This is a genomic window from Chryseobacterium sp. KLBC 52 (genome assembly GCF_003347605.1).
Classification (GTDB): domain Bacteria; phylum Bacteroidota; class Bacteroidia; order Flavobacteriales; family Weeksellaceae; genus Chryseobacterium.
Map to the genome: position 1 here is coordinate 73,191 of NZ_QDFZ01000013.1, position 24,480 is coordinate 97,670.

Annotated in this window: 24 protein-coding genes and 1 tRNA gene; 13 read left to right on the forward strand and 12 right to left on the reverse strand. The window is 36.4% G+C overall.

Annotated elements, in window-relative coordinates:
* The first annotated feature begins 58 nt into the window (after nucleotides 1-58).
* The 3 genes from DDF69_RS14715 (at nucleotide 59) to DDF69_RS14725 (ending at nucleotide 1,761) form a co-directional block, all read left to right on the forward strand.
* Nucleotides 59-132, forward strand: a tRNA-Asp gene (locus DDF69_RS14715).
* 104 nt (nucleotides 133-236) lie between these two features.
* Nucleotides 237-503 (forward strand): XAC2610-related protein, encoded by a 267-nt coding sequence (locus DDF69_RS14720; RefSeq protein ID WP_410494293.1) that lies wholly within the window; start codon nucleotides 237-239, stop codon nucleotides 501-503.
* A gap of 229 nt (nucleotides 504-732) precedes the next feature.
* On the forward strand, nucleotides 733-1,761 hold the full coding sequence (locus DDF69_RS14725; protein WP_114821494.1) for a L,D-transpeptidase: 1,029 nt from the start codon (nucleotides 733-735) through the stop codon (nucleotides 1,759-1,761).
* Here DDF69_RS14725 and DDF69_RS14730 read toward each other — a convergent pair.
* From DDF69_RS14730 to DDF69_RS14740, 3 genes are all read right to left on the reverse strand, one after another.
* The gene (locus DDF69_RS14730) at nucleotides 1,754-2,281 is read right to left on the reverse strand and encodes a hypothetical protein (RefSeq protein WP_114821433.1); all 528 of its coding nucleotides are present in this window, start codon (nucleotides 2,279-2,281) and stop codon (nucleotides 1,754-1,756) included. The genes DDF69_RS14725 and DDF69_RS14730 overlap by 8 nt on opposite strands.
* A gap of 4 nt (nucleotides 2,282-2,285) precedes the next feature.
* The gene (locus tag DDF69_RS14735) at nucleotides 2,286-3,605 is read right to left on the reverse strand and encodes a PDZ domain-containing protein (protein WP_114821434.1); all 1,320 of its coding nucleotides are present in this window, start codon (nucleotides 3,603-3,605) and stop codon (nucleotides 2,286-2,288) included.
* 121 nt (nucleotides 3,606-3,726) lie between these two features.
* Entirely contained in the window at nucleotides 3,727-4,365 is a 639-nt protein-coding gene (locus tag DDF69_RS14740) for an alpha/beta hydrolase (protein WP_114821435.1), read from the reverse strand.
* Between the two features lie 245 nt (nucleotides 4,366-4,610).
* Here DDF69_RS14740 and DDF69_RS14745 point away from each other — a divergent pair, with 245 nt between their 5' ends.
* A complete protein-coding gene (locus tag DDF69_RS14745; RefSeq protein ID WP_228412005.1) occupies nucleotides 4,611-5,042 on the forward strand; it encodes a hypothetical protein in 432 nt (143 codons plus the stop codon).
* A gap of 46 nt (nucleotides 5,043-5,088) precedes the next feature.
* Here the strand turns inward: DDF69_RS14745 and DDF69_RS14750 are convergent, their stop codons facing one another.
* Complete coding sequence (locus DDF69_RS14750) at nucleotides 5,089-5,727, reverse strand: DNA-binding response regulator (protein WP_114821437.1); 639 nt, start codon at nucleotides 5,725-5,727, stop codon at nucleotides 5,089-5,091.
* Nucleotides 5,717-7,690 carry a tetratricopeptide repeat-containing sensor histidine kinase gene (locus DDF69_RS14755; RefSeq protein ID WP_114821438.1) on the reverse strand — a complete coding sequence of 658 codons (1,974 nt, stop codon included), beginning with the start codon at nucleotides 7,688-7,690 and terminating at the stop codon, nucleotides 5,717-5,719. Before DDF69_RS14755 ends, DDF69_RS14750 begins: the two co-directional genes overlap by 11 nt.
* A 200-nt stretch (nucleotides 7,691-7,890) precedes the next feature.
* Here DDF69_RS14755 and DDF69_RS14760 point away from each other — a divergent pair, with 200 nt between their 5' ends.
* Nucleotides 7,891-8,310 carry a hypothetical protein gene (locus DDF69_RS14760; RefSeq protein ID WP_114821439.1) on the forward strand — a complete coding sequence of 140 codons (420 nt, stop codon included), beginning with the start codon at nucleotides 7,891-7,893 and terminating at the stop codon, nucleotides 8,308-8,310.
* 73 nt (nucleotides 8,311-8,383) lie between these two features.
* Here DDF69_RS14760 and tyrS read toward each other — a convergent pair whose 3' ends face one another.
* Nucleotides 8,384-9,679 (reverse strand): tyrosine--tRNA ligase, encoded by a 1,296-nt coding sequence (gene tyrS, locus DDF69_RS14765; RefSeq protein WP_114821440.1) that lies wholly within the window; start codon nucleotides 9,677-9,679, stop codon nucleotides 8,384-8,386.
* A 194-nt stretch (nucleotides 9,680-9,873) separates the two neighbouring features.
* Here tyrS and DDF69_RS14770 point away from each other — a divergent pair, with 194 nt between their 5' ends.
* A complete protein-coding gene (locus DDF69_RS14770; RefSeq protein WP_034692096.1) occupies nucleotides 9,874-10,434 on the forward strand; it encodes an RNA polymerase sigma factor in 561 nt (186 codons plus the stop codon).
* Nucleotides 10,435-10,595: 161 nt separating this feature from the next.
* Here the strand turns inward: DDF69_RS14770 and DDF69_RS14775 are convergent, their stop codons facing one another.
* On the reverse strand, nucleotides 10,596-11,228 hold the full coding sequence (locus DDF69_RS14775; protein ID WP_228412006.1) for a hypothetical protein: 633 nt from the start codon (nucleotides 11,226-11,228) through the stop codon (nucleotides 10,596-10,598).
* 115 nt (nucleotides 11,229-11,343) lie between these two features.
* Between DDF69_RS14775 and lipA the strand changes: the two genes are divergently transcribed.
* Complete coding sequence (gene lipA / locus DDF69_RS14780) at nucleotides 11,344-12,210, forward strand: lipoyl synthase (RefSeq protein WP_034692098.1); 867 nt, start codon at nucleotides 11,344-11,346, stop codon at nucleotides 12,208-12,210.
* 262 nt (nucleotides 12,211-12,472) lie between these two features.
* Here lipA and DDF69_RS14785 read toward each other — a convergent pair whose 3' ends face one another.
* Nucleotides 12,473-13,366: an AraC family transcriptional regulator gene (locus DDF69_RS14785; RefSeq protein WP_114821442.1), complete on the reverse strand. Its 894-nt coding sequence runs from the start codon at nucleotides 13,364-13,366 to the stop codon at nucleotides 12,473-12,475.
* A 181-nt stretch (nucleotides 13,367-13,547) separates the two neighbouring features.
* Here DDF69_RS14785 and DDF69_RS14790 point away from each other — a divergent pair, with 181 nt between their 5' ends.
* On the forward strand, nucleotides 13,548-14,750 hold the full coding sequence (locus tag DDF69_RS14790; RefSeq protein ID WP_114821443.1) for an MFS transporter: 1,203 nt from the start codon (nucleotides 13,548-13,550) through the stop codon (nucleotides 14,748-14,750).
* A gap of 71 nt (nucleotides 14,751-14,821) precedes the next feature.
* Here DDF69_RS14790 and DDF69_RS14795 read toward each other — a convergent pair whose 3' ends face one another.
* The gene (locus DDF69_RS14795; RefSeq protein ID WP_114821444.1) at nucleotides 14,822-15,202 is read right to left on the reverse strand and encodes an STAS/SEC14 domain-containing protein; all 381 of its coding nucleotides are present in this window, start codon (nucleotides 15,200-15,202) and stop codon (nucleotides 14,822-14,824) included.
* Nucleotides 15,203-15,301: 99 nt separating this feature from the next.
* Between DDF69_RS14795 and DDF69_RS14800 the strand changes: the two genes are divergently transcribed.
* Nucleotides 15,302-16,522 (forward strand): NAD(P)/FAD-dependent oxidoreductase, encoded by a 1,221-nt coding sequence (locus DDF69_RS14800; RefSeq protein ID WP_228412007.1) that lies wholly within the window; start codon nucleotides 15,302-15,304, stop codon nucleotides 16,520-16,522.
* 279 nt (nucleotides 16,523-16,801) lie between these two features.
* Here DDF69_RS14800 and DDF69_RS14805 read toward each other — a convergent pair whose 3' ends face one another.
* Nucleotides 16,802-17,989: a VWA domain-containing protein gene (locus tag DDF69_RS14805; protein ID WP_114821445.1), complete on the reverse strand. Its 1,188-nt coding sequence runs from the start codon at nucleotides 17,987-17,989 to the stop codon at nucleotides 16,802-16,804.
* A gap of 355 nt (nucleotides 17,990-18,344) precedes the next feature.
* A complete protein-coding gene (locus DDF69_RS14810; RefSeq protein ID WP_114821446.1) occupies nucleotides 18,345-19,019 on the reverse strand; it encodes an SIMPL domain-containing protein in 675 nt (224 codons plus the stop codon).
* Nucleotides 19,020-19,361: 342 nt separating this feature from the next.
* Here DDF69_RS14810 and DDF69_RS14815 point away from each other — a divergent pair, with 342 nt between their 5' ends.
* From DDF69_RS14815 to DDF69_RS14825, 3 genes are all read left to right on the forward strand, one after another.
* A complete protein-coding gene (locus DDF69_RS14815; RefSeq protein WP_228412009.1) occupies nucleotides 19,362-21,119 on the forward strand; it encodes a histidine kinase in 1,758 nt (585 codons plus the stop codon).
* A gap of 102 nt (nucleotides 21,120-21,221) precedes the next feature.
* Nucleotides 21,222-21,956 (forward strand): LytR/AlgR family response regulator transcription factor, encoded by a 735-nt coding sequence (locus tag DDF69_RS14820; protein ID WP_114821448.1) that lies wholly within the window; start codon nucleotides 21,222-21,224, stop codon nucleotides 21,954-21,956.
* 74 nt (nucleotides 21,957-22,030) lie between these two features.
* The gene (locus DDF69_RS14825) at nucleotides 22,031-22,570 is read left to right on the forward strand and encodes a lipocalin family protein (protein ID WP_114821449.1); all 540 of its coding nucleotides are present in this window, start codon (nucleotides 22,031-22,033) and stop codon (nucleotides 22,568-22,570) included.
* A 67-nt stretch (nucleotides 22,571-22,637) separates the two neighbouring features.
* Here DDF69_RS14825 and DDF69_RS14830 read toward each other — a convergent pair whose 3' ends face one another.
* Nucleotides 22,638-23,111: a hypothetical protein gene (locus DDF69_RS14830; protein WP_114821450.1), complete on the reverse strand. Its 474-nt coding sequence runs from the start codon at nucleotides 23,109-23,111 to the stop codon at nucleotides 22,638-22,640.
* 114 nt (nucleotides 23,112-23,225) lie between these two features.
* On the opposite strand from DDF69_RS14830, the gene DDF69_RS14835 reads away from it, so the two are divergent.
* Entirely contained in the window at nucleotides 23,226-24,476 is a 1,251-nt protein-coding gene (locus tag DDF69_RS14835) for a CinA family nicotinamide mononucleotide deamidase-related protein (protein ID WP_114821451.1), read from the forward strand.
* Nucleotides 24,477-24,480: the final 4 nt, after the last annotated feature.

Consider the following 24,480-nt stretch of genomic DNA (forward strand, 5'->3'; position numbering starts at 1 on the left):
GGAAAAGCTAAAAAAAGGTATATATTTGCACCAGTTAAAAGCAAATGCTACCTTAATTGATCCGGTAGTTCAGCTGGTTAGAATGCCGCCCTGTCACGGCGGAGGTCGCGGGTTCGAGTCCCGTCCGGATCGCGAAAAAGTCTTCTAGAAATAGAAGACTTTTTTTATTTTATTTATTTTACCCCAATTAGCTTAATGATTTCATTGTACGAATCTATTCTCTGCAATATCTGCTTATTTATTTTGACGGTTATGATGATATAGCATTTTCTGTTCCTGATGATGGAATGGGAGTGTACAGGATGTTTGAAATTTATCTGTATCATCCACAAAACAAATGTTTTGAAAAGCTTAAAGAACCGGATTTTTCCCGCTCAGGATGTTCATGTCTGTGTGATGTCACTGTAGAAAAAGATAAGAAACTTTTAATAACAGGATGCAGAGGTGGAGCAAGATGGCATCAGGATGTTTACCGATTGGGGAAAAACGGGACTTTAGAATAGATTTCTACAAGAGAACAGGGTAGCGAATAACGTGTATGACAATGTTTGGAAATATCCTTGGAATCTATGTTTTTTTTCCAGTCTTTAATAATAACTCCTCATTTACAGTGATAAAGCCCCCGTTTTTTTACGGTATTTTCACGAATGTCTTTTAGGATTCAAATTTAGGTCTGATATTTGTACTGGGTAGCCCAACTAAATGGCCGATTTATTTATGAAAAACATATCTGTGAAAAAATCCTTTTTTTATGCCTGCTTATGCGCTTTTTTACTTGTTTCATGTAAAAAGGAAATAGATAAAATAAGCGATACTTTTAAAGATACTGTTTCTTCTTCTGAAGTTCAGGAGGTAGAAAAGGATTCTATAAAGAAAGATTCTGTTCCTGTAGTGAAAAAAGAATCCGTTCCGCCTGTTATGCAGGAGAATGGTTTTTATAATGCTTTTGTTCTTCCTAAGGATAAAAAAATGCGTGATTCCTTTTATGCAGAATTCAGCAAGAAATATACTGTAGAGGAAAGAACAGCTATTTTAGCCTTAAACAGATTAGATTCTAAAAGTAAATGGAATGCCGATACATTGGTAGTTCCTGCGAAAATAGATACAACCTTGATGGCATATTCGCCGTTTCCAATGCAGCTGGATGTATTAAGCGGAGTAAAAAAGTTCGTTATTTTCTCATATCCTATACAAGCTTTTGCTGTATACTCTAATGGAAGCCTTGTGAAATGGGGACCAACAAGTATGGGTAAAAAAGCAGCCCAGACCACCAGAGGACTTACTTTTGCCAACTGGAAAAAGAAACTTGCTATTTCCACCGTGAGCACCGAATGGAAACTTCCATACAATTTTAATATTCACAATATTGGAGGAATTGGATGGCATGAATATACACTTCCTGGATATCCTGCTTCGCACTCTTGTTTACGACTGCTGAGAAAAGATGCCCAATGGCTGTATTCCTATGCAGACACCTGGATTCTGAATCCCGGTGGTGCAACCACCAAAGCCAGAGGTACTGCAGTAATGGTATTTGGAGATTATAAATGGGGAGGAAGAAAACCATGGAGAAATCTTCTGGATGATCCTAATGCCAACAATATTTCTGTTGAAGAATTAACCAGGCTTTTAGAACCGGATGTTCCGAAAATGCTCAAAGAACAAAACAACAGAGAAAAAGTGGTAGATTCTATCAAAGCAGCAAAAGCAGCAGCTGCACCTATTCAGAATGAAAAGCCTGTAGAATCTCTATCTAATTAATTTTCTTTTCAAATTGTAAAGTAGATTCTTCTGCAAATCTTCTCAATTTAAGCATTTCTTTTTTTCCTTTATGCTGCCCGAATCTGGCGGCAATATAGGTAAGAAGAATAAAGAATAACATGATAAAAGAAGCGCTCAGTGCCCACGGGTATTCGGCGCTTTTTATTTGCTTTTCCACATAATACATCGTGAAGAAAGTCATCCACAGAATAGAAAAGGAAAAGTATAAGAACATGAAGAAAGTCCACACTGCAGAACTCGGACCAAATACCCCGCGTATTGCTGTATGTTCATCTTCCATCTCAACCCTTAAGGCAAGACAGGGTTTCCAGTAGTTGTCGTATTCTGTTTTCACCCAGATGGTAGCTACTTCTTTATTAATGTTACCTGAAAACTCATCTGTATGCTCTTCCATATATTTTTTCAGGTTTTCAGCATACTCTTCTTTGGTAAGATGAGTAAACATTTTAAATCTGGGTCTGGTTCTTATTCTGTCTAAGGTGCTCTCTTCAGTATTCATATTGTTATTCTTGATAGGGAATAGGGTCTTCCAAAGCGAAACGTAATGTAAGTTTTTGGTTTTTTCTTAGAATGACCATGGTAATATTTCTGCCTTCATTGGACTTCATGAGCTCCACTATTTTTTCCAGAGTCATGTCTGAAGTCTGCGCTCCGTTAATGGTAAGAACTTTGTCATCCTTTTGCAGACCGGCTTCATAAGCGGGAGAATCTTTTCTTACACCGGCAATGGAAAATATCGGTTTTAAACTAAATTTATACTGAAAAGCATCTCTATAAACCTCCGTTGTTACCATCGCCGATTTCTGGGTTTCAATTTTTAGTCTGTCTTCCTGCCACTCAAGTCCGTCCTGCTTGAAATCAAGCCCGCTCATATTAAAATGAAAAGGATCATCAAAGTATCTGTTTTTCTTCAGATAAAGTTTTTTATTGGTGTAATCAAAGACTACAGTAAATCTACGCATAATTTCCCCGCCTATGGAACCTTTTCTGTTTTCCACCATATTAACGTGCTGTATGGAGAATTCATCCGGCATAGCAGTAAGTGGTTTTTCAAACTTGAATTTTCCAAGGTAGAAATTATGAATACGGCTTCTTTTTCCATAGATATCGCCATTGAAGCCACGGCCAAGGAAATCATCAATATTAGGTCTGTTATAAACAAAATTTTTAATAAGAGTGGGAAAGAGCCAGATGGCATCGCTGTTTCCGAGATCAATCAACAGTTTTGAGTCCTTTTTTTCATTTGTCATTTCTACATCACCATAGAGATAGGGTTTATCCTTCTCAATAGTGATAGGGAACTCTTCAAATCTTTTGATTTTCTTTTGCAGACCATCCTCGTTTTCATACACGGTTATTTTTTTAGAACTATAATCTATATAAATCGGGTGGTCTTTGAAAAAATGATATCCGATAACTCCGTTCACAGGAATTCCCACGTGGGGCGAAATATTAAATTCTTCATCGATAATAATATAAAGAGACATCGAGGTATTGATAATTTCATTTCCAATTTTACCTATATTCCGCTCAGATTTCAAGCCATCAATACTGATACTGCCTCCAAGACCTGAAAATTTTACTTTCTCAACATTGCTTAGCATGACTTCCTTATTTTCCAGACTGAAAAGGATCGTTTCTGAAACTCCTGTATCCAATAAAAAAGTAAGCTCCGCACCATTTACATTGATGGGAATAAAGATTAGATTGTTGATAAACTGAAAAGGAATCACTGCTTTTTTAGTATTAACCAACTCAAAAGAATTCTGGGCATTTATAAAAATGCTCACAAATAATCCCATTAAAAGCAGTTTAAATTTCATTTACTGAATTTAGTGAATTTATCTATATGATAATAAAAAAAACATTCCAAAAGCTGGAATGTTTATGTAAACTACAATAAATCATTGTGTTTTGTTGAATTTATTTCAAATTGGATTCTGTCTATTTGGAAAAGAAATCCATCAGATCCATATAATTCTTCTGATTAACACCATGTCCGCTCATATATTCTCTGAATGTGAAGTAACAGCTAAGATCATAAAGAAGATCAGCCCCTTTTCTTCCCCATTCCAGCGGGATTACAGCATCATCTGTGCCGTGAGAAATGAAGAAACGAAGGCCCTCCAGTTTCTTTTTATCTTTTACAATACCGTCCAGAATTTTATCTTCAGGATAACTGCTCATACAGGCAACACGATTGAAAAGTTCAGGATGTTTTAAAGCCAAAGCATAACATAATATACCACCCTGGCTGAAGCCGCAAAGATGAGCCTTGCTTTCCGTAAGCCCATAGTGGTTGATAATCTTCAGCATACTTTCAAGAGCAGCATTCAACGATTCCTTTGCCTGAGGAACATCAATGAAATTTTCCGGATCATTAAAATTGATATCATACCATGAATATCCTTCAAACTGGGTATCACGTGGAGCTCTGAAACTGACAATGATCCAGTCATTGGGAAGAGTTTCTCTAAAACTGAAAAGATCCTGCTCATTGCTGCCATAGCCATGAAGCATAAAAAGAATAGGAGTTTGCGAAGTAATATTTTCCGGCTCTCTTACTAGATAATCTAAATTCATAGAGCAAAGATAATTAAATTACCTACAGAATTTTGATTTTTATTATTCATACAATGAACTTCTGCTGCATGTTGGTTTATGTGTAATGATTAAATATCTGGAGTATATTTTTGAATTTTTAATTGGGTTTTTATTTTTATTGATTTGATATTATTTGGAAATCTTTATTGGAAAATTTTCATAAAAGTTATTTTTATATTAATAAAAAACTTATATTTGAAACATTAAAAAATCTATTTGGAGAAATGAAGCAATTTTACAATTCAAAAAGTTTACTTAGACTTTCTTTTTTATTCGTTTTATTATTTTCTGTAATCACCGTTGTTAATTCTTGTAAAAAAGATGATGATGAAGAATTTCAGGATCATGTGGTTCAATTCGAAGTGAAGACAACTGCCGGAGGGGAGATCATAAGTGTTGTAACACAAGTAGGTACAACTCAGAATACCATATACAATACTCCGCAGTCTCCTGTAACTTCACCATGGACAAGTGGAGAATTCTTCGTGAATTCTAGCCAGGCACAGCTCAATCTTGATGCTAACGCGTCAATGCCGGATGATAATTCTGAATTGACAATCAATCTTTACATTGATGGTGAGATAGCAAGAACAGTGAAGAAGAAAGGTAAAGGGGTATTGGTTGCTTCAATTGATTATAGCTTCTTAGAACCTTAAATTACTTTAACAATATATAAAAAAACCGCTTTCAAAGCGGTTTTTTTTATTCTTCAATCATATGTTGCTGTACAGCTAAGCTGATCAATTCTGTTGAATTCTTTGCATGAAATTTCTGCAGCAGGTTCTTACGATGAGTGTCTACGGTAAGAGGACTTAAAAACAGTTCTTCAGCAATTACATTACTTGTTTTTCCCTGGGCTACCATCTGTAGAATTTGTTTTTCCCTTTTTGTGAGTCTTGGGACAGGAACGCTATTCTGAGAAGGAAGACTGATAATCTGTTTGGTTTCATTGCAGAAAACAATATCTCCCGAAAGTGCTCCTCTTATACTTATTACAAGATCATCAATAGAAGTGTTTTTGAGTAGATAACCGCTTGCTCCGTTTTGTATAGACTGCATAATAATGCTTCGCTCTGAACGGTTACTGAACATTATTACAGAGGTGCCGGGTGATATTCTTTTTATTTCTCTACAGAGCTCTGTTCCGTTGGAATCGGGGAGCGTAATGTCCAGAAGAACAATATCTATCATTGCTGAACGGATGAAACTTAATGTTTCTGCCCCGGATGCAAAACTTCCTGCTACATGAAAGAAAGGCTGGCTTTTCAGCATCATTCTTAGACCTTCAATGACAATGGGATGATCATCTACGATGACAATATTTATTTTTTCATTCTCCATGGATGCTGAGTTCTATATTAATTACTGTTCCCTGATCATCAGAATTGATTTCCATTTTTCCTTTCAGGTAATTGACTCTGTTTTTCAGGTTACGAAGTCCCATACTTTTGGTGGTGTTTTCTATATTTTTATCAAATCCTTTTCCGTTATCTTCAATCGTTATCAGAAAATTCTCGCCGGATTGGGAGCATTGAAGCAGAATACTGCTTGCTTCGGCGTGTTTTACAGCATTGGCCAGTAACTCCTGTACAATCCTGTAAATATTAAGCTGGATATTTAAAGGGAGTGCTTTGTCAATATCAATAGCCTGAAAATCAATTTCAAGATTTTTTCTGTTGTAAAATTCACACAGGTCGAGTATTGCGGTTTCCAAACCGAAATTAAGCAATGATTCAGGCATTAAATTTCTCGCTACATGACGGAGTTCACTTACAGAGCTGTCCAGCTGACCTAATATTTTATAAAATTCCTGATCTTTTTCAGGATTTAAATGACTGGAAGACCAGGTAGAAAAGTTGATCTTTACTCCGGCAAGCATTCCTCCCAGACCATCATGAAGATCCCTTGCAATACGTTCTCTTTCCCTTTCTTCACCATCAAGAATGGCTTTGGTTAATGATAATTCTTCTTTTTGCTTTATTTCATTGAGCTTCTGCTCGTTTATTTTTTTGTTTTTTCTGAAAATAATAAACAGGAAGATCAGAAGACTTAACGCAAGTAATAAAACAAGACCCATTCCCCACAAATAGGAATTCTTCTTGTTGACTTCCAGATCCTTTTGGTTTTTTTCTGCATTTAAAGTTGCTATTTTTCTTTCTTTTTCAGCAGTATTGAATTTAGACTCCAGTTTGTTGATTTCAATTTTTACATTCTCTGTATTAAGGCTGTCATTCAGCTTTGAATATTTCTGTTCCCATACAAGAGCCTCTTTGGTATCTCCTAATTCTTCATTGAGCAAAGAAAGCTGTTTGTAGAAGGTTTTCCGGTTATTAAGATCAATAGCCAGAGATTTCTCTGCTAAAACATTCTCCAAAGTAGTTTTAGCCTCCTTATATCTTTTAAGCTTCTTTAAAATATCATACTTGTTGAAATAAAACATTTGAGCCAGAAGATTCTGATTGTATTTTTTTGTATAAAAAATGCCTTTTTCGATTACAGGAAGCGCTTCTTCATTTTTTTGACGGGTAATATACAACAGGGTTTTACTGTAATAATAAAAAGCATTGGATGAAGATTCAGGATATGTCCTGATGAGTTTTTCAGCTTTATTCAAATACTTTTCAGCCTGATCCCCATTAGCCTGATAGCAGAAATTGTTGGCAGAATTGAGATAGGTGAAAAATAATTCAGCAGAGTTAGGATAATTTTTTTCAAGAATTTTCAGAGCTTTTTCATTGTACCCTTCAGCCTTTTTAAACTGGGCATTATACGTAAGAATAACAGCAAGCTGAGTATACAGGAAACCAAGATTTTTGCTGTTTTCATATTTTTCAACCAGCGGAATACTCTTTTCAAGCATGGTCTTAACCAAAGGAATATAGCCTTCTTTATCCTTTTGCGAAACACCATAGCTGTACCAGGCAAGAGCCTGAAGAAAATCGGATTCTTCATTTTTAAATTTCGATAAAGTCCAGATAGACTGCTGATAGGAAGCAGCAGCTTTCTCCTTATTCCTGTCCAGATAATATTGTCCTTCGTAATAATAATATTTTGCCAGGATAAAAGGATTGTTTTGAGCCAGCCTTTTTCCGCTGGAAAGATATTTTTTACTCAAAACGGAATCGCTGTTCCTGTAATAATTGGATAAAAGGAGAGACGCAGTTGCTTTTGAAGTATCGGGATAATTACCATTTGTAACGCTTTGTAAGCTGTCTATATAAGACTTTTCATCAAGCGGAATGATTTGCTGGGATTGTAACGCAAAAGATAAAAACAGACTTAACAGGACAAGTAATCTCTTCATTATGGATCAATTCTGTAAAATATTTTTTTAAACGCTCAATTTAATTAAAAATTTTAGCATAAAAAATACCTGAATTTAGGTAGAAAAAATTACTGGTTTTTGAGGATTGATAGACGTAAGTGATGCTCATAGCTTTGCAAGAATCAAATCATGAATCATAGAATATTCAATATAGTAACTAAAATTTAAACAAAAAGATTATGAAAAAAATGAGAATGAATCAGCTGTTAAGAGGAGCATTCGTCGCGGTAATAGCAGCAATGCTTATTGGATTTACCGCGTCTTGCAGTAACGACGATGACGACAACAATGTGAATGGAGCAGGGAAAAGTCATAAATTGGTCTTTAAAGCAATCGCTTCTTCAGGTAGTAATATTGATGTAGCGGTTTACGGAATAGACGGTAACCCTACCACTGCAACAAGTCTTAGCGGAACAACATGGAGCAGTCCTGAGGTAACATCAGAACCGGGAGCATACAATGCCACCGTTGGAGTAAACGCTGTCGGACCGGATGCTTCTGCAACATTGAAAGTTCAGATCTGGGTAGACGGAGAACTGAAGAAAGAAGGAACTTCCAGCGGACAATATTTGTCGGCTACTACAAGCTATACATTTTAATATTAAATTTATTTAGGAAATGAAATCGGCGCTGAGATCCTTCTCAGCGCCGGTTTTTTTTATGTATTTTCTACTAGTTTGCTCTTACAATAAAGTAGCTTTTCTTACCTTTTTGTAATAATAAGAACTTACCATCGATAAGATCTGTTTCATTGGCTGTAAAAGTATCATTTACTTTTTGCTTGTTGACAGAAATTGAATTTCCCTTAATCTCTCTTTGAGCTTCACTCTTAGATTTTAAGAATCCTGATTTTTCAGAAAGAAGATCAATAATATTTACTCCTAAAACATCAGCTTTTGCAATTTCTTTCTGAGGAACTCCGTCAAAAACTTCAAGGAATGTTTCCTCATCAAGGCTTACAAGATCTTCAGCTGTAGAACGTCCGAAAAGAATTTCAGAAGCTTTCAGTGCTTTTTCATACTCTTCTCTTCCATGTACCCAAACGGTAACTTCTTCTGCAAGTTTCTTCTGAAGCTTTCTTTCGTGTGGGGCTGTTTTGTGCTCTTCAATTAAAGCTTCAATTTCTTCTTTTCCTAAGAAAGTATAGAACTTAATGAATCTTTCAGCATCTTCATCAGTAGCATTCAGCCAGAACTGATAGAACTTGTAAGGAGAAGTTTTCTTTTTATCCAGCCAGTAGTTTTCTCCGCTTTCAGACTTTCCGAATTTGGAACCGTCCGCTTTGGTAATCAAAGGAACTGTTAATGCAAATGCTTCACCCTGAGCTTTTCTACGGATCAATTCTGTACCTGTAGTGATATTTCCCCATTGGTCTGAACCTCCCATCTGCAGCTTTACATTATTATTTTGATATAAGTGAAGGAAATCATATCCCTGGATAAGCTGGTACGTAAATTCTGTAAAACTCATTCCGTCAGCACCCGATTCTCCTGAGAATCTTTTCTTCACAGAATCTTTAGCCATCATATAGTTGACCGTGATATTTTTACCTACATTTTTAGCAAAATCAAGGAAAGAAATATTCTTCATCCAGTCGTAGTTGTTCACCAATTCAGCTTTGTTAGGCTCGTTTCCTTCAAAGTTTAAGAATTTTGAAAGCTGATTTTTTAAACAGTCAACATAATGTAAAAGCGTTTCCTCATCCAAAAGATTCCTTTCAGCAGATTTTCCGGACGGGTCTCCGATCATTCCTGTTGCACCTCCCACCAATGCAATCGGCTTGTGGCCATGAAGCTGGAAGTGTGCTAAAATTTTTATCTGGATAAGACTTCCGATATGTAAAGAATCGGCAGTAGGATCAAAACCAATATATGCAGTAGTTACCTCTTTATTCAGTTGTTCATCGGTTCCTGGCATCATATCGGCAAACAGACCACGCCATTTCAGTTCTTCTATAAAGGAATTCATTGATTTTTAACTTTAAAATTTTAAGATGCAAAGATAGTAAATTCAGAAGTATTAAGGGTAAAAAAGCAAAAGGACGAAAGGCAGAAATACAAAATAAAATATAACAAAATTTTTACACGTTGACCTGGCAAATAGAAGAACTTTTCCTTTTTATCACTTTGTATTTCGACCCAAATAATCTATATTTGTTATTAATGAACGACGAACAGCTATTCCTGCTCATCCAGAAGGCCAAAGATAAAGATCAGAAGGCCCAGACTAAACTCATTAATATTTTTTGGGTGGATGTTTTCTCTTTTGTCATGAAAAAGGTAAGAGATGAAAATGATGCCGATGAAATTACCGTGAATGTTTTTTCAAAAGTATTGTCGAAGCTGGATATGTTTGATCCTCATTTTCAGTTTAAAACCTGGATATTGACCATTGCCCAGAATACCGTTATTGATTTCTGGAGAAAGAAAAACCGTGATAACGAAGACGCCGTTGAAAACCTTGATGAGGTCAAAAATCAATATGCAAAATCACCCGAAGAACTTCTTATTTCTGAAGAAGAACAAAAGAAAATCATCAAAACCATAGAATCTCTGGATGCCAATTACCAGGATATTATCAAGCTGAGGTTTTTTGAAGAAAAAAGTATCAAAGAAATTGCTGAAGAGCTGGGAATCTCCGTTGCCAACACCAAAGTAAGAGTCATGCGGGCCAAAAAAGTCCTGGCTGAACTGTTGAAGAATAATGAATTTGATGATCATTAAATTCAATTAATACTCTTCAATAGAAACGGACTTGTCATTCTGAACGAAATGAAATGCAGTGAAGAATCTCATAAATTTGTTCATCAATAAGATTCTTCCTTCTCCAGAACAACAAGATTCACAATGGGCTTTAGCCCAAACTTACATCCCACGACCTTTATTTAAAAATAAACCTCTTCTTTTGTTTTTGGAAGAATTATTTTCTGCTGCTTTTCCTGATTTCTGTTCTGCAGATTAATTTTCAGCCCTTTTTTGATATAAGTTTCTTTTAAAGATTTACCATAATCAGCTGTATTTTCTACCTCTTTTGAATAGTTCAGCTGCCCTGTTGAAAGATTAAAATCTACATCTTTCCAGTAATCACCAGGTCTTCCGGAAGTGGAAGAGGTCCCTATGAGTTCAAAATGCCCGTTCTGGAATCTGTATTTATCTGTAACATCCCATTTCCAGCTGCTTCCGCCATTTTGAGAAATGATCAGAATTCCTTTTTCTATTTTAGTTTCTCTGTAAGGATCACCCATCATACCGCCGCCATTGCTTTCCATAACAGCATTTCTGGATTTTTCAAGGATTGTCCATGCTCCGCCAACTTTTTTCAGAATCTGGATTTCGCGGATGTTTCCCATATCTGTGGTGTCCCTGGTGTTATAAATAATTACTTTTTCAGGAATTTTATCTCCATCAAGATCTCCATCTACTGTTTCGATAATGGTGGATCCTGCAGGTTGAAATTGTTTCTGGGCAAGACAAAATGTTCCGCATACCGCGAATAAAAGGAAGAATATTTTTTTCATAAGAATATTTTGAGCGGATAAATATACAAATGAAATTTGAATGATCAATTTCATCAATATATCCGGTTGATGGTTTCCATTAAAAAATCCTTAACTTTGAACTTCAATTTTAGAAATGGAAAATTCAGTTCAAGACACTACCGTTCAAAAACCAAAATGGATCCGCGTAAAACTTCCTACCGGAAAGAATTACAGAGAGCTGAGAACTTTGGTTGATAAATATAAATTAAATACCATTTGCCAAAGCGGAAGCTGCCCGAACATGGGAGAATGTTGGGGTGAAGGTACAGCTACTTTCATGATTTTAGGAAATATCTGTACGAGAAGCTGTGGATTCTGTGGGGTAAAAACAGGAAAACCTCTTGATGTAAACTGGGACGAACCTGAAAAAGTAGCAAGATCCATCAAATTAATGAAGATCAAACATGCCGTTCTTACTTCTGTAGACCGTGATGATCTGAAAGATATGGGTTCTATTCTTTGGGGAGAAACAGTGAATGCTGTCAGAAGAATTTCTCCGGGAACGACAATGGAAACTTTGATTCCGGATTTCCAGGGACTTACAAAACACCTTGACAGATTAGTAGATGTAGCTCCTGAAGTGATTTCTCACAATATGGAAACCGTAAAACGTCTGACCAGAGAAGTGAGAATTCAGGCAAAATATGAAAGAAGCCTTGAAGTATTAAGATACCTGAAAGAAGCCGGACAAAGAAGAACCAAAACAGGGGTAATGCTTGGATTAGGTGAAACTAAAGATGAGGTTTTCCAGACGATCGAAGATATCAGAAATGCCAATGTAGACGTAATCACCCTTGGGCAATATCTGCAGCCGACTAAAAAACATCTTCCGGTAAAGAAATTTATCACGCCTGAAGAATTTGATGAGTTCGGGGATTTTGCAAGAAGCCTGGGCTTCAGACACGTTGAAAGTTCTCCACTCGTAAGAAGTTCTTACCACGCAGAAAAACATATTCACTAAAAATACAGACCGTTCAGCAATGAACGGTTTTTTGTTTTCTTAGGTGGCAGGTGGCAGGTAGCAGATGATAGGTGGTAGGTTGCAGGTATCAGCTGTGAGGAATTAGCTAATGAATGTGGCAATCTTTACAATAACGGCTGCCATCATTCCCATTCTTTGGAGGGGTGGCAAAAATTCAAAGAATTTTTGACGGGGTGGTTCGTAGGACACTCACAAAAACATCCATAGCATCCGACTTTAGTCCACTTTCATTAAAAATTACTTAACAAGTCGTATCCTTCTTAATCACTCCAATCCTTCCATTGATTTCGATCGGCCTGAAATGCTTTTTCTTAAACTCAGAAGGCGTTTCTCCCGTATGCTGCTTGAACAGTTTATTAAAATAAGAAAGACTTTCAAAACCTACCTGAAAACAGACCTCTGTCACAGACTGGTCTTTCAGCAGGAATATTTTGGCCTGATTAATCCTGTAATTGTTGACAAAATCTGTAAAAGTCATATTTGTCTGTTTTTTAAAATACCGGCAGAAAGCAGGAGTACTCAAACTGACAACCTGCGCTACTTCGTTTACGTTGGGTTTTCTGTCGTAGTTTTCATGGATATAATCGTAGATGGTGCCCATTCTGATTTTATCATTTAAAAACCATTTAATTCGGGTATCATCTTTATTGAGTTCTTTTACTTCGGTAGAATCTGCGAGGATTTGCAGTATTTCAATTAATCCAACTAAAGATTCAAAAGAGTTTTTATCCTTGATTATCTGTAATTTTTCAACAACAGTATTTTTGGTTTCTCCGGAGAATGAAAGTCCAAGATATGAACGTTCTAAAAGATTTTTAATATTTTCAAATTCAGGAACGGGAAGGATGATATCCTGAAGGAAACTTTCCCGCATCTGCAATACAAGCTGCTTGCATTCGGTCTGAATTCCATAATCAAAATTAAGATGGGGAACATTGGAACCAATCAGCAAAAGATCACTGTCTGTAAAACCGGAAATATTTTTTCCAACATGACGGATTCCATTCACTGCTTCTACATAGACCAGTTCGATTTCCGGATGGTAATGCCAGAAAAAGCAATTTTTCAGTGAAGGGGAAAAAAGTTTAAACGATTTTCCTTTTTCAAACTCAATAATTTCTTTCTGGATCTTCATTTTGTTCTTATTTGATTGTTTCTGAATCTAAAATTAAATAAAAAGGTTAATATGGAGCAAATTTTTATCATTCAAAGAGGTGTGAAATTCAAACTTTCTTTCGATTTTTGCACTTTCAAAATAAAGACGCCTAGATGAACCTTTAATTTGAACCAATTAATTCAGAAAAAAGATTTAGATAATGAAGATTGATAAAAGAATAATACCACTGGCTATCGGTGGTTTAGGAATAGGAACTACGGAATTTACGGTAATGGGACTGTTGCCGGACATTGCCAAAACGCTACAGATCACGATTCCGCAAGCGGGACACCTGATTTCAGCTTATGCCATGGGAGTGGTTATCGGAGCGCCCATCCTGATTGGATATTCTGTGAAATTTCCACCCAAAAAAGTGTTGATGGCTTTCATGATCCTTTTTACATTATTTAATGGGCTTTCTGCTATTGCTCCCGGGTACAACAGTATGCTGGTTATCCGTTTTATGTCCGGACTTCCTCACGGAGCGTTCTTCGGAGTAGGAACGGTGGTCGCATCAAGAATGGCTGGAAAAGGAAAAGAAGCCTTTTATATATCCATGATGTTTACGGGACTCACGGTCGCCAATCTGGCAATGGTACCTCTGGTCACTTATATCGGACACACCTTCCACTGGAGGCTGTACTTTGCTATTGTAGCTGTAATCGGGCTTTTTGCCATTTTATTTTTAAAACTATGGCTTCCTGCAATGGAATCCAATCAGAATACCCATTTCATGGAAGAACTGAAATTCCTTAAAAATAAACAATCGTGGTTGGTATTGGCCATTACAGCAATAGGATTTGGAGGATTGTTCACATGGTTGAGCTATATCACCCCTTTAATGACTGTCGTTGCCGGAATCAAAAGCAGCCAGATGGCTTATGTAATGGTCCTTGCCGGAGCAGGAATGGTGGTTGGAAACCTGGTTGGCGGGATTGTTTCAGATAAATTAGGCCCGGAAAAGACGTGTGCTCTACTGATCTTTCTGATGATGATTTCTCTCGGAGGTGTTTTCTTCCTTGCAGAATATAAAAATATTGCTTTGGTTCTCACATTCATGTGTGGTGCTCTATCCATGTCTATTGCTTCACCTATCAATATTATGATGATGAAAGCTGCCCCGAAAAGTGAAATGATGGCCGCTGCTTTTATGCAGGCAGGTTTCAATATTGCCAATGCAATGGGAGCTTTTCTTGGCGGAATTCCTTTAGAATATGGCTACTCATTCAAATATCCATCACTGGTAGGAGTAGGGATGACTTTTATTGGAGTAGTGATCAGTGTAAGATATATGTATCTGTACGGTTCAAAGACTCAAAATGAAGAAGAAGTGGCTGCTGAGTGTGTATCATGTGATAAATAAAGAATCATTGTTAAAAATAAAATCGCCTGTTTCAGTGAAAAATGAAACAGGCGATTTTTTATAGGATAAGTTTATGCCTCTACCTCATCTCCATTTTTGCACCAATAGAGGGCATTGTATAAATTTTCTTTGGGGAAAGATTTAAACTCTCCCGGCATCAGAACACTGAAAACACTGGTGAAATCGCGTATGCCTTCTTTGTCTGTTACAATGGCAGAACGATTCCAGTTCGTAAGATTTTTCAATCCCAACAGCAAATCTTCAAGCCATGCTCCCACAGTAAAATTATCCAGATCGGTATCCAAGTACAATAAATAGTTCAGTTCACCGAATTGCTCTACCTTCTCTTTTACACGCGGAATAACCAATCTTTCAAAATCCTCTTTCGTTACTTCTCCCGTTGCATTAAATGCTGCAACATTCTCCGGAGCTTCTGGAATAATTGTTATCATAATAAATATTTTTTGGTGGTTTAGTTTAAAAAAATAACAATAATTACACCAATATTTGATGTATAATTGTTAAAAAAGGTATAAATGTTGATATTTTAAATGGAAAATATCAATATGAATCTGAAATCAAACGAACCTTTCTGGCTTTTAAAAAACGGATTATTAGCATCTTACCCTTCATTAAAATCAAACGAAGAATGTGATGTCCTCATCATAGGAGGCGGTATTACAGGAAGTCTGATCGCTCATCAGATGATAGAAGATGGTTATAATACAATTCTTATTGATAAAAGAGAACTTTGTAACGGAAGTACTTCTGCCACAACTTCAATGCTTCAGTATGAAATAGATGTTCCACTTTATGAACTGATAGAAAAAATAGGCGAAAAGGGTGCTGTCTTAAGTTATAAAGCCTGCAGTGATGCTATTGATACAATAGAAAAACTCACAAAAATTATAGGATCTAAAGCAGGTTTCAAACGAAAGAAATCATTGTATTTTGCTTCAAAAAAGAAAGATGTAGAATGGTTGATGAAAGAATGTGAGGCCAGAAAACAAAACGGATTCGAAGTAAAATGGCTGGAAGCAGAAGATATTCTGAAAAAATTTGAATTTGAAAATACTTACGGTGGAATTGTATCAGAACAGGGCGCCAGTATCGATGCTTTTCAATTTGCGCATGAACTGTTTATGCATAATGTGAAGAAAGGGCTTAAGGTATTTGATAAGACTGAAATGGTAAAAGTGGAGGAGCACAGAGGATTTAATACGGTTACTGTAGACAGTGGATTTGAGATTAAAGCAAAAAAAATCATTTACTGTATAGGCTACGAAAGTAAAAATCTGCTGAAAGAGAACTTTGTCAACCTGAAAAGTACCTATGCTGTCGTTTCTGAAATAGATAAAGACAAATTTAAAAATATCACAAATACTTTAGTCTGGAATACCGATGACCCCTACCTTTACATGAGAACTACTGATGATGCAAGACTTCTCATTGGAGGAGGAGACGAAGACTTTTATGATGCCGAAAAACGTGATGCCATATTGTATAAAAAAGAAAAGGAAATCCTTAAAAATTTAAAGAAAATAAAACCTGACTATCATTTTTATACAGATTTTGTATGGGCAGGAACTTTCGGTGAAACCAAAGATGGTTTACCTTATATCAGTGAACATGAAAAATTTAAAAATTCTTACTTCGTACTGGGTTTCGGAGGAAACGGAATTACTTTTTCAATTACAGGAATGGAAATGGCTTCCTTGTTTATGAAGGGTAAAAAACATCCGTTGTCAAGGTATTTTCAATTTGGTAGGTGATGCTTTATTTTACCACAAAAGTCACAAAAGTTTTTAGAATCTTTGTTTATTTCAAGTTTAAAACTTTACGGATATAAAGCGTACAAAAATTTTAAGAAAATCCATGAATTTAAATTACAATCGATAAGGATTATTTTGATTCGTTCGGAATAAAAGATTGCGTGAGTAAGCTTATATTTCAATGGAAAGTGCTCAATTCCCCTCCTCCGGAGGGGTGGCAAAAATTCAAAGAATTTTTGACGGGGTGGTAAAAAAAAAGCGGGCCTCAACCCGCTTACACTACAAACTATACCCATTCTTTTTCGCAAGTTCTACAATAGAGCTTTCAATAGCTTTTCCCAGATCATCAGAATCACCAGTTCCCCGTTTTTTCATTTCGGAATCTATATAAGTCTGGCGTTTTTTGGAAAGTTCCTCGATCTCTTTTTGAATTTTATCTCGTGCTGCTGATTTGGCAGCAATTGTTTTTTGAATTTCTTCTTTGCTTTTTCCTTTCAATTCAGCAGGAAGTTCACTTTCTTTAACATTGGCAATAAATCCTGCATCTTTTTCAGCTTTATCTACCAGATCCCAATGGTCATTTTTATAAGCATTCTTTTTAGATTTAGCAACTGTTCTTTCCACTAAGTTGGATGCTGATTGTGCTTCTGCATTCTTATCCTGTGTGATCTGCTTAAGTCTGTACTCAGACCCATGATTTCCGTAATAGATATACGTATCATTCAGTTTTGCATTAAATTCTGAAATTCTGATGTCATAAGGCGTTTCAATATAAAGAACCTTTCTGTCGCTGTCGATATTGAAATACTTTCCACCTCCTAATGAAGCTCCGTTTTGCCAGGAAGTCTGGATTCCTTCCTCCCTGCTTCCACAGAAAATGGTGTTGGTGTAAATATTCTTACTTTTTGCTTTCGAAACAACATCTTTATAATTTATTTTCCCCTGATCGAATGCTTCATTACCTGCAATATAAATCAGCTTCATGCTTTTCTCATTACTGTCCCAGTTGAGGTTGGCAGAGGCATCCCGAATCACTGCACCACAATATTCACTGCCGCCATTGGTTCTTAAGGCAAATAATTTTTCAGAAACAAGATCGAGATCCTGAGTAAGAGGAGTGACCTGACGGATGTAATTTTCATCACGAATTCCGTCATTGCCATATTCATACAGGGCAATTTCAATCTGGGGAGCTTGTCCGTTGTATTTAAGAGTGGTCAATGTATTCACAATATTCCATAGTCTGGATTTTGCCTGATCAATCAGTCCGTCCATACTGTTGGAAGTATCCAGTAAAAGCGCGACCTGAATTTTATTATCCTTTACCGTTGAGTGTACCGGAACCAATGTCGTTTTTTCTACGGGTAATTTATTGTCAGTATTACTATTGGAGCGGTTATCCGGAATATTACCGGTGCCTAAAAAAGCTGTACCTGCTGCAAGTGCTAAGATTTTTAACGTGGTCATATTGTTATTTTTTATTGGTTATTTGTTGTGATAGCATTTTATCATTTATTATTTTGAATTCCTGAAGTAAAATTATCCCTATTTAAGGCTGAAAATCGGGAAACTTGGTGAACGGAAGGTTTCACTTGGTGGATGATAAAAACGAAGGATCTGATTATTTATTTAGTGTAATAATATTGATCTGGTATGTAATTTCACTAGTGTGAGGAGTGTCAGGCTGAGCGGAGTCGAAGCCTTCCAACCATTGACCAGATTTAATAAATCGTCAGGTATTTTTCTTTAGTCAGAAAGTCAATAACCCAATAGTGCAAAACAAAAAAACTGCCCAAAAGGCAGCTTTCATAAATCTGTTATTTTAAAGGATTTCGTACTTTGTTTTGATGCTGTACTTCAACTTGATATTTTCAATATTATCAAAAGAATAATCTACAGGAGCGTCAGCCATTTCCACCTGTACACCGTAAGATCTTCCTTTATAAGCTGCAGGCATGATCACATCACTGGTGTAATCTTCGATCTCTACAATTTCAAGAGCGTTTCCTGTCTTTTTACCCATGCTTTCCAGTAAGTAGTCAGCTTTTTCTTTAGCGGCTTTCAAAGCATTGATCTTCACTGCTTTTTTGAAATCCGCAATTTTAGTATTCTTTACCTCTGCAATGTTCAGATTACCTACCCATTTTTGATTCAGATCTTCAAATATTTTACTGAGATTTGATTTTGTACCTGCTTTAAACTGATAGTTCTTTGAAAACTTAGCCGTTTTAGAATAGATATTCTGGTACATCGCTTTGAACTTGATATCCTCGTTCTTTACTCCCGCGTTTTTTAAAATATCAAATAATTTCTTTTCATTATCTGCCAGATCGTTTTTATTATCAGCTTTTATCCCGATGCTGAAGATAATTTCATCCGGTTCTACTTCCATTTCGGCAACGCCTGTTACTTCAATGGCATTTTTCTTTATTTCCTGAGCATTTACAAAGCTTCCAAGGGTTAAAATTCCGATTAATAAAAAATGTTTCAATTTCATAATTTCCTGTTTTTAAATTTTTAATTCTGATGTAAAATTACACTGATCAGAAACCAGATTCCGGGAGACTTGGTGAAATGGAGTTTTCACTTGGTGAACCTTGAGAAAAAAGAATTATTTTGAAAAATATTCTTTTCAACCATTCATAAAATCCAGAGACTTGCTTAAATACCTAACGGGTGTTCTTCTCTTTATTTCCAAAAAATCATTTTATAGTCAGAGTATCAAAAACTCAACTTGGTGAAAGGGAAACTTCACTTGGTGAATAGTTTTTGAGCAGACTATATATATGTATATCTTTGTTTTATGAAAATGCTTAAACTCTTTACAATCTTTTTACTTATGCTTTTGGGAAATATAATTCATTCCCAAACTACTACCAACAGCGCGGCTGCTGTGGAAGAAGTGCAGGTAGAAACGAAGAAGCTGAAAAAAGCAATGGACAAGAAAAATGAACCTGCCCAGGCAGATTCTTATTATAATATTGGAGAAACATTTTTCAATAGCGGAAACTTTCCCAAAAGTGAAGAGTATTACACAAGAGCGAAAAAGCTGTATGAAAAACTCAATGATAAACCCAATATCGAGAAAGCAACCCGAAGATTAGCCCAGTCACAGGAAAAGCAGAATAAAATAACGCCTGCGATCAGCAATTACAGCATGGCCGCACAGATGAGTTACAGCGAAAAAAGTAAAGCTGTTAATGCTAATGATGTAGCAAGACTTTCTTCACCTACACCGGAGCTTAAAGCAGAAGCAATCCAGAATAATATCAATCTGACTAAAAAGGAAAATGAGCAAGGCGATCTTGCAGAAAGTTACAGCCAGCTTGCAGATGTGAATTTGAAACAAAAGGACATTTCCAGTGCCGAAGAAAACCTGAATACAGCCTATAAAATTTCTAAAAAAGAAGCTCCTCAGCAAGCGCTTGCCATTAATCAGAAACTGGCAGATCTTTATGTGGAAAACAAAAACTTTGAGAAAGCGATTGAAGCCAAAAAGAAAGTTCTGAAGGAGGATTTTGTGAAAGAAAACTCACAGGAGAAAGTTAACCAGATTCAGGAATTGGCCGATATCTATATTAAAAAGAATGATCCTAAAGAAGCTGTGGACCTTTTGAAAAATGCCTACGGAATTGCTTTGGATAAAGGTCATACACTGGAAGCACAGAGAAGTGTAAAAAAACTGGACAGTCTGTATGCGATTTCAGGAAATGTAGATGCTTCAGTTCAATTGTACAGAGATTTTTTGGGAAAACTTCCGAATCTTGTTTCCAAAGACAGAAGCCTGGTTGATAATAAAATTCTGGAAGATACAGAACAGCGAATTTCACAGCTGGAAAAAGAAAAAGAGTTGAAAGACGAACTTATACGAAAGAAGAATGTCTTTAATTACAGTCTGATCGGAGCTTTGATTTTGCTGACAGGATTAATCATTTTTATTTTCAGAACTTTGAAAAAGGTTCAGACCAAAAATAAAAAAATTGCCCTGCAGTCGCTGCGTCGTGAGATGAATCCTCATTTTATTTTTAACAGCTTAAATAGTGTCAACCATTTTATAGCTACCAATAATGAACTGGAAGCGAATCAGTATCTGACCAAATTTTCCAAACTGATGCGCGGTGTAATGGAAAATTCCACAGAAGATTTTATTCCTTTTCAGCAGGAGCTTGATCTTCTTCAGAATTATCTGGCTTTGGAAAAAACACGTTTTGCCGATAAATTCGATTATGAAATTGAGGCAGATGAAAATCTGAATATGCAAAATCTGCAAGTTCCGGGAATGCTGATACAGCCGTTTCTGGAAAATGCGGTCTGGCACGGACTCCGTTACAAAGCTGAAAAAGGATTTTTAAAATTAAGCTTTGCGAAAAGTGAATCTCATCTGAACATCCTTATTGAAGACAACGGAATAGGTATTGAAGAAAGTAAAAAGCAGAAAACCCAGCACCAGAAAATGAGAGAGGGAAGAGGAATGAAAAATACGCTGGAAAGAATTCAGCTTTTGAATGATCTCTACAAAAAAGAGATCACGTGCTCCATAAAGGATAAAGAAAATAACAGTGGAGTTTTGGTGACTATCCGGATGAATCTTGCCTAGCCGGAATTACGGAGGTTGTAAGTTTTGGAACGATTGTATGATTGCTTAAATATCACTAATTTGCATCTGCAATCTGTTACCTGCCACTTAATATTTGTTCACATGAAAATAAAAGCTGTTATTGTTGACGATGAAATCATAGCAAGAGAAGTCTTGCGAAACTATCTGACCAAATACTGCCCGCAGGTGGAAATTCTGGGTGAAGCTGAAAATATCAAAGAAGCTGTTCCGTTAATCACTGAAAAACAGCCTCAACTGGTGTTTCTGGACGTAGAAATGCCTTTTGGTAATGCCTTTGACGTGCTGGAAGCTACCAAAGATTTCTCCTATGAAACCATTTTTATTACTGCATTTTCTCAATATTCATTACAGGCTTTAAATAAATCAGCAAGCTATTATATTTTAAAACCTATCGATATTCAGGAACTGATTCTGGCGGTGAATAAAGTAGCGGAAAGTCTTGAGAAAAAAGAGGAACTCAACCGGAATAAGATTCTTCTTGAAAACCTGAAATTAAAACCTGAAAAACAGCAGTTGATTTTACCAACTTTACAGGGATTTGATGTAGTAAAGACCGAAGATATCGTAAGACTTCAGGCGGATGGAAATTTTACTCAGGTATATCTTACAGATGGTACAAAGAAGATGGTGTGCCGTTTTCTGAAGCACTTTGATGACCTTCTGGAAAACCCGTTTGTGAGGGTTCACCGTTCCCATATTATCAATACAGGTTTTGTAAAATCCTATCACAAAAGCGGAACAGTGATGTTGTCTGACGATACAGAAATTGAGGTTTCAGGAAGCTTTAAAGATAATTTCCTGAAAGTATTTTCATAGAATTTATTGTACCTTAACAGACTTAAGGCATTATTTTTGACGTTTTTATAACAACCACACAAAATCTTTCTGTCATGAAAACTATTCATAAAATTATACTTCCCGTTTCTTTAGGAGCATTGGGGCTTATCATTTTCAATTCCTATTCTGTAAGGATTCCCAGAGGAGCATCTGCGGTAAAGAATTTTGATCTTAAAAAATATCTGGGCAGATGGTATGAGATCGCCCGTTTTGATTACAGGTTCGAGAAAAATATGGATAATGTTACTGCAGAGTATACAGAGAATCCGGATGGAACAGTTCAGGTCAGAAATAAAGGGTATGATTACGTTAAAAAAGTATGGAATGAATCTATTGGGGAGGCAAAATTTGTAAAAGACCCGACAGAAGCACGTCTTAAAGTTTCATTTTTTAAACCGATATGGGCGGGTTATAACGTCATAGATATTGATGAAGACTATCAATATGCTCTGGTAGCTGGAAGCAGTTTAAAATATTTGTGGATACTTTCCCGTACTACCAATATTCCTGAAAGCATCCGCCAGCGTTTCATTCAGAAAGCAAAAAAAATCGGCTATAATACCGATGAACTGATCTGGGTAAAGCATAATTAGTAAAAAAACAAAATCGCAAAAGGGTCAATTTGTAAATCAGCCGTTTTGCGATTTTATCTTTTCATTATTAGCTATTAATGTATTCTTTCCATTCTTCAAAACGGTGATCAATCACCTGTTTCATCAGATCGTAGTTTTCATAAGTATCCTCGATATGGTAGAAGGTCTCATATTCGTAGTCGTTTTCTTCTGCTTTAGCATCAAAAATATTTACGTAATCATCAGCAAATGAACTGTATCTGTTCCCGAAATCTGTGTCGTCTGCATAATAGTCTTTGGCAAAAAGATTTCCCAGTTCATTCAGATCATATTCAGAAAATTTTCCGTCGCAGGAATCCATAACAAATTCTGCTCCGGTCATTTCTCTTCGTTTTACTTTTTCTATTTCTTCTGCAGCATCTTCTTTCAGTTCATCGGAGATCAGATCGTTGTGAATACACCAGTTCAGGAACATTCCTGTATGTGTTGCCCCGTTTTTCTGAGGAAGTCCTTCCGGAAAATCACCACCATAATGCCATGAAGCATCATCATATTTAGACATAATTCTTCTTGTAGTTTTTGATAATTCAGGCAAAAATAGAAAAAATCAATTTATATTGCCGCTGCCGTAGAATTTTCCGTCATTTGCATAGAATTTTTTTCAACAAAAAGATATATGGAAAAAGCTGTTCTGATTACTATCGGGGATGAAATCCTTTCCGGAAATACGGTAGATACCAATTCTAATTTTATCGCAACTGAACTTAAAAATATAGGAATAAAAGTTATTCAGATTCTTACCATCTCAGACGAAATTGAAACCATTAAAAATGCATTGAGCACGGCCTTTGAAACAGGTGATTTAGTCATTACAACAGGAGGACTCGGGCCAACCAGAGATGATAAAACGAAAAAAGCAATGGCAGAGTATTTCGATGATGAAATTGCTTTGGATGAGGTAACCTTCAATCATTTGAAAGGCTATATGGAAAGAAGGGGAAGGGCAGATATTCTGGAGAGAAACAAAGAACAGGCTTTTGTACCTACGAAATCCATCGTTTTTCAAAACCATTACGGAACAGCACCATGCATGATGATGGAGCAGGATGGAAAATTGTGCTACAGTCTTCCCGGAGTTCCTTACGAAGTAAAACCACTGATTAAGGATCAGATCATTCCTTATTTACAGCAAAGATTCAGTCTTCATTATATCCATACCAGAATTGTTTCTGTGGTGGGAATTCCTGAGAGCATTCTTGCAGACAAAATTGAAGACTGGGAGCTGGCACTTCCTGAAAATATAGCACTTTCTTATCTTCCGGTAGGAACGCGTGTAAAGCTTCGTCTGACGGCTTCCGGTGAGAATGAAGAACAGTTGAAACAAAGGACAGAAGAAGAAATCCAGAAATTACTTCCTTTGGTAGAAGGTGATGTGATCGCAGTATCTGAAGATAAAATTGAAAATATTCTGGCAGAAATGCTCACCGAAAGGAATCTGACGATTTCTACGGCAGAGAGTTGTACAGGAGGCGAACTGGCCAAAATGATCACTTCGGTTTCCGGAAGTTCAAAATATTTCCTTGGTGGAATGGTAGCCTATGCCACAGAGAAAAAGATTAAAATTTTAAATGTTTCCAAAGAAACCGTTAATGAGTTCACTGTGGTGAGCGAACAGGTGGCGCAGGAAATGGCGAAAGGATGCCAGCAATTGTTTGAAACCCATATCTCCCTTTCTACAACAGGCGTTGCCGGACCGGGAAAAGGAGAAGATGGTAAAGATGTAGGAACGGTTTACTATACGATCAGGATCAATGATCAGGAAGTAACCTCCAAATTATACATGCCTCATCTGGAAAGAGTAGACTTCATGGATTTTGTTTCCCAAAAAGTGATTCAGGATTTGGTAAGTCTTCTTGTAAACAGTTAAATAC

Excerpts from the sequence above, each read along its gene's own strand:
- DDF69_RS14740 (WP_114821435.1), bottom strand. The coding sequence starts at position 4,365 with ATGAATTTAGATTATCTAGTAAGAGAGCCGGAAAATATTACTTCGCAA.
- DDF69_RS14790 (WP_114821443.1), top strand. The coding sequence starts at position 13,548 with ATGAAGATTGATAAAAGAATAATACCACTGGCTATCGGTGGTTTAGGA.
- DDF69_RS14730 (WP_114821433.1), bottom strand. The coding sequence starts at position 2,281 with ATGAATACTGAAGAGAGCACCTTAGACAGAATAAGAACCAGACCCAGA.
- DDF69_RS14835 (WP_114821451.1), top strand. The coding sequence starts at position 23,226 with ATGGAAAAAGCTGTTCTGATTACTATCGGGGATGAAATCCTTTCCGGA.
- DDF69_RS14735 (WP_114821434.1), bottom strand. The coding sequence starts at position 3,605 with ATGAAATTTAAACTGCTTTTAATGGGATTATTTGTGAGCATTTTTATA.
- DDF69_RS14755 (WP_114821438.1), bottom strand. The coding sequence starts at position 7,690 with ATGAAGAGATTACTTGTCCTGTTAAGTCTGTTTTTATCTTTTGCGTTA.
- DDF69_RS14760 (WP_114821439.1), top strand. The coding sequence starts at position 7,891 with ATGAAAAAAATGAGAATGAATCAGCTGTTAAGAGGAGCATTCGTCGCG.
- DDF69_RS14820 (WP_114821448.1), top strand. The coding sequence starts at position 21,222 with ATGAAAATAAAAGCTGTTATTGTTGACGATGAAATCATAGCAAGAGAA.
- DDF69_RS14815 (WP_228412009.1), top strand. The coding sequence starts at position 19,362 with ATGCTTTTGGGAAATATAATTCATTCCCAAACTACTACCAACAGCGCG.
- DDF69_RS14805 (WP_114821445.1), bottom strand. The coding sequence starts at position 17,989 with ATGACCACGTTAAAAATCTTAGCACTTGCAGCAGGTACAGCTTTTTTA.
- tyrS (WP_114821440.1), bottom strand. The coding sequence starts at position 9,679 with ATGAATTCCTTTATAGAAGAACTGAAATGGCGTGGTCTGTTTGCCGAT.
- lipA (WP_034692098.1), top strand. The coding sequence starts at position 11,344 with ATGGAAAATTCAGTTCAAGACACTACCGTTCAAAAACCAAAATGGATC.
- DDF69_RS14830 (WP_114821450.1), bottom strand. The coding sequence starts at position 23,111 with ATGTCTAAATATGATGATGCTTCATGGCATTATGGTGGTGATTTTCCG.
- DDF69_RS14745 (WP_228412005.1), top strand. The coding sequence starts at position 4,611 with ATGAAGCAATTTTACAATTCAAAAAGTTTACTTAGACTTTCTTTTTTA.
- DDF69_RS14775 (WP_228412006.1), bottom strand. The coding sequence starts at position 11,228 with ATGAAAAAAATATTCTTCCTTTTATTCGCGGTATGCGGAACATTTTGT.
- DDF69_RS14770 (WP_034692096.1), top strand. The coding sequence starts at position 9,874 with ATGAACGACGAACAGCTATTCCTGCTCATCCAGAAGGCCAAAGATAAA.
- DDF69_RS14795 (WP_114821444.1), bottom strand. The coding sequence starts at position 15,202 with ATGATAACAATTATTCCAGAAGCTCCGGAGAATGTTGCAGCATTTAAT.
- DDF69_RS14810 (WP_114821446.1), bottom strand. The coding sequence starts at position 19,019 with ATGAAATTGAAACATTTTTTATTAATCGGAATTTTAACCCTTGGAAGC.
- DDF69_RS14785 (WP_114821442.1), bottom strand. The coding sequence starts at position 13,366 with ATGAAGATCCAGAAAGAAATTATTGAGTTTGAAAAAGGAAAATCGTTT.
- DDF69_RS14750 (WP_114821437.1), bottom strand. The coding sequence starts at position 5,727 with ATGGAGAATGAAAAAATAAATATTGTCATCGTAGATGATCATCCCATT.
- DDF69_RS14825 (WP_114821449.1), top strand. The coding sequence starts at position 22,031 with ATGAAAACTATTCATAAAATTATACTTCCCGTTTCTTTAGGAGCATTG.
- DDF69_RS14800 (WP_228412007.1), top strand. The coding sequence starts at position 15,302 with ATGGAAAATATCAATATGAATCTGAAATCAAACGAACCTTTCTGGCTT.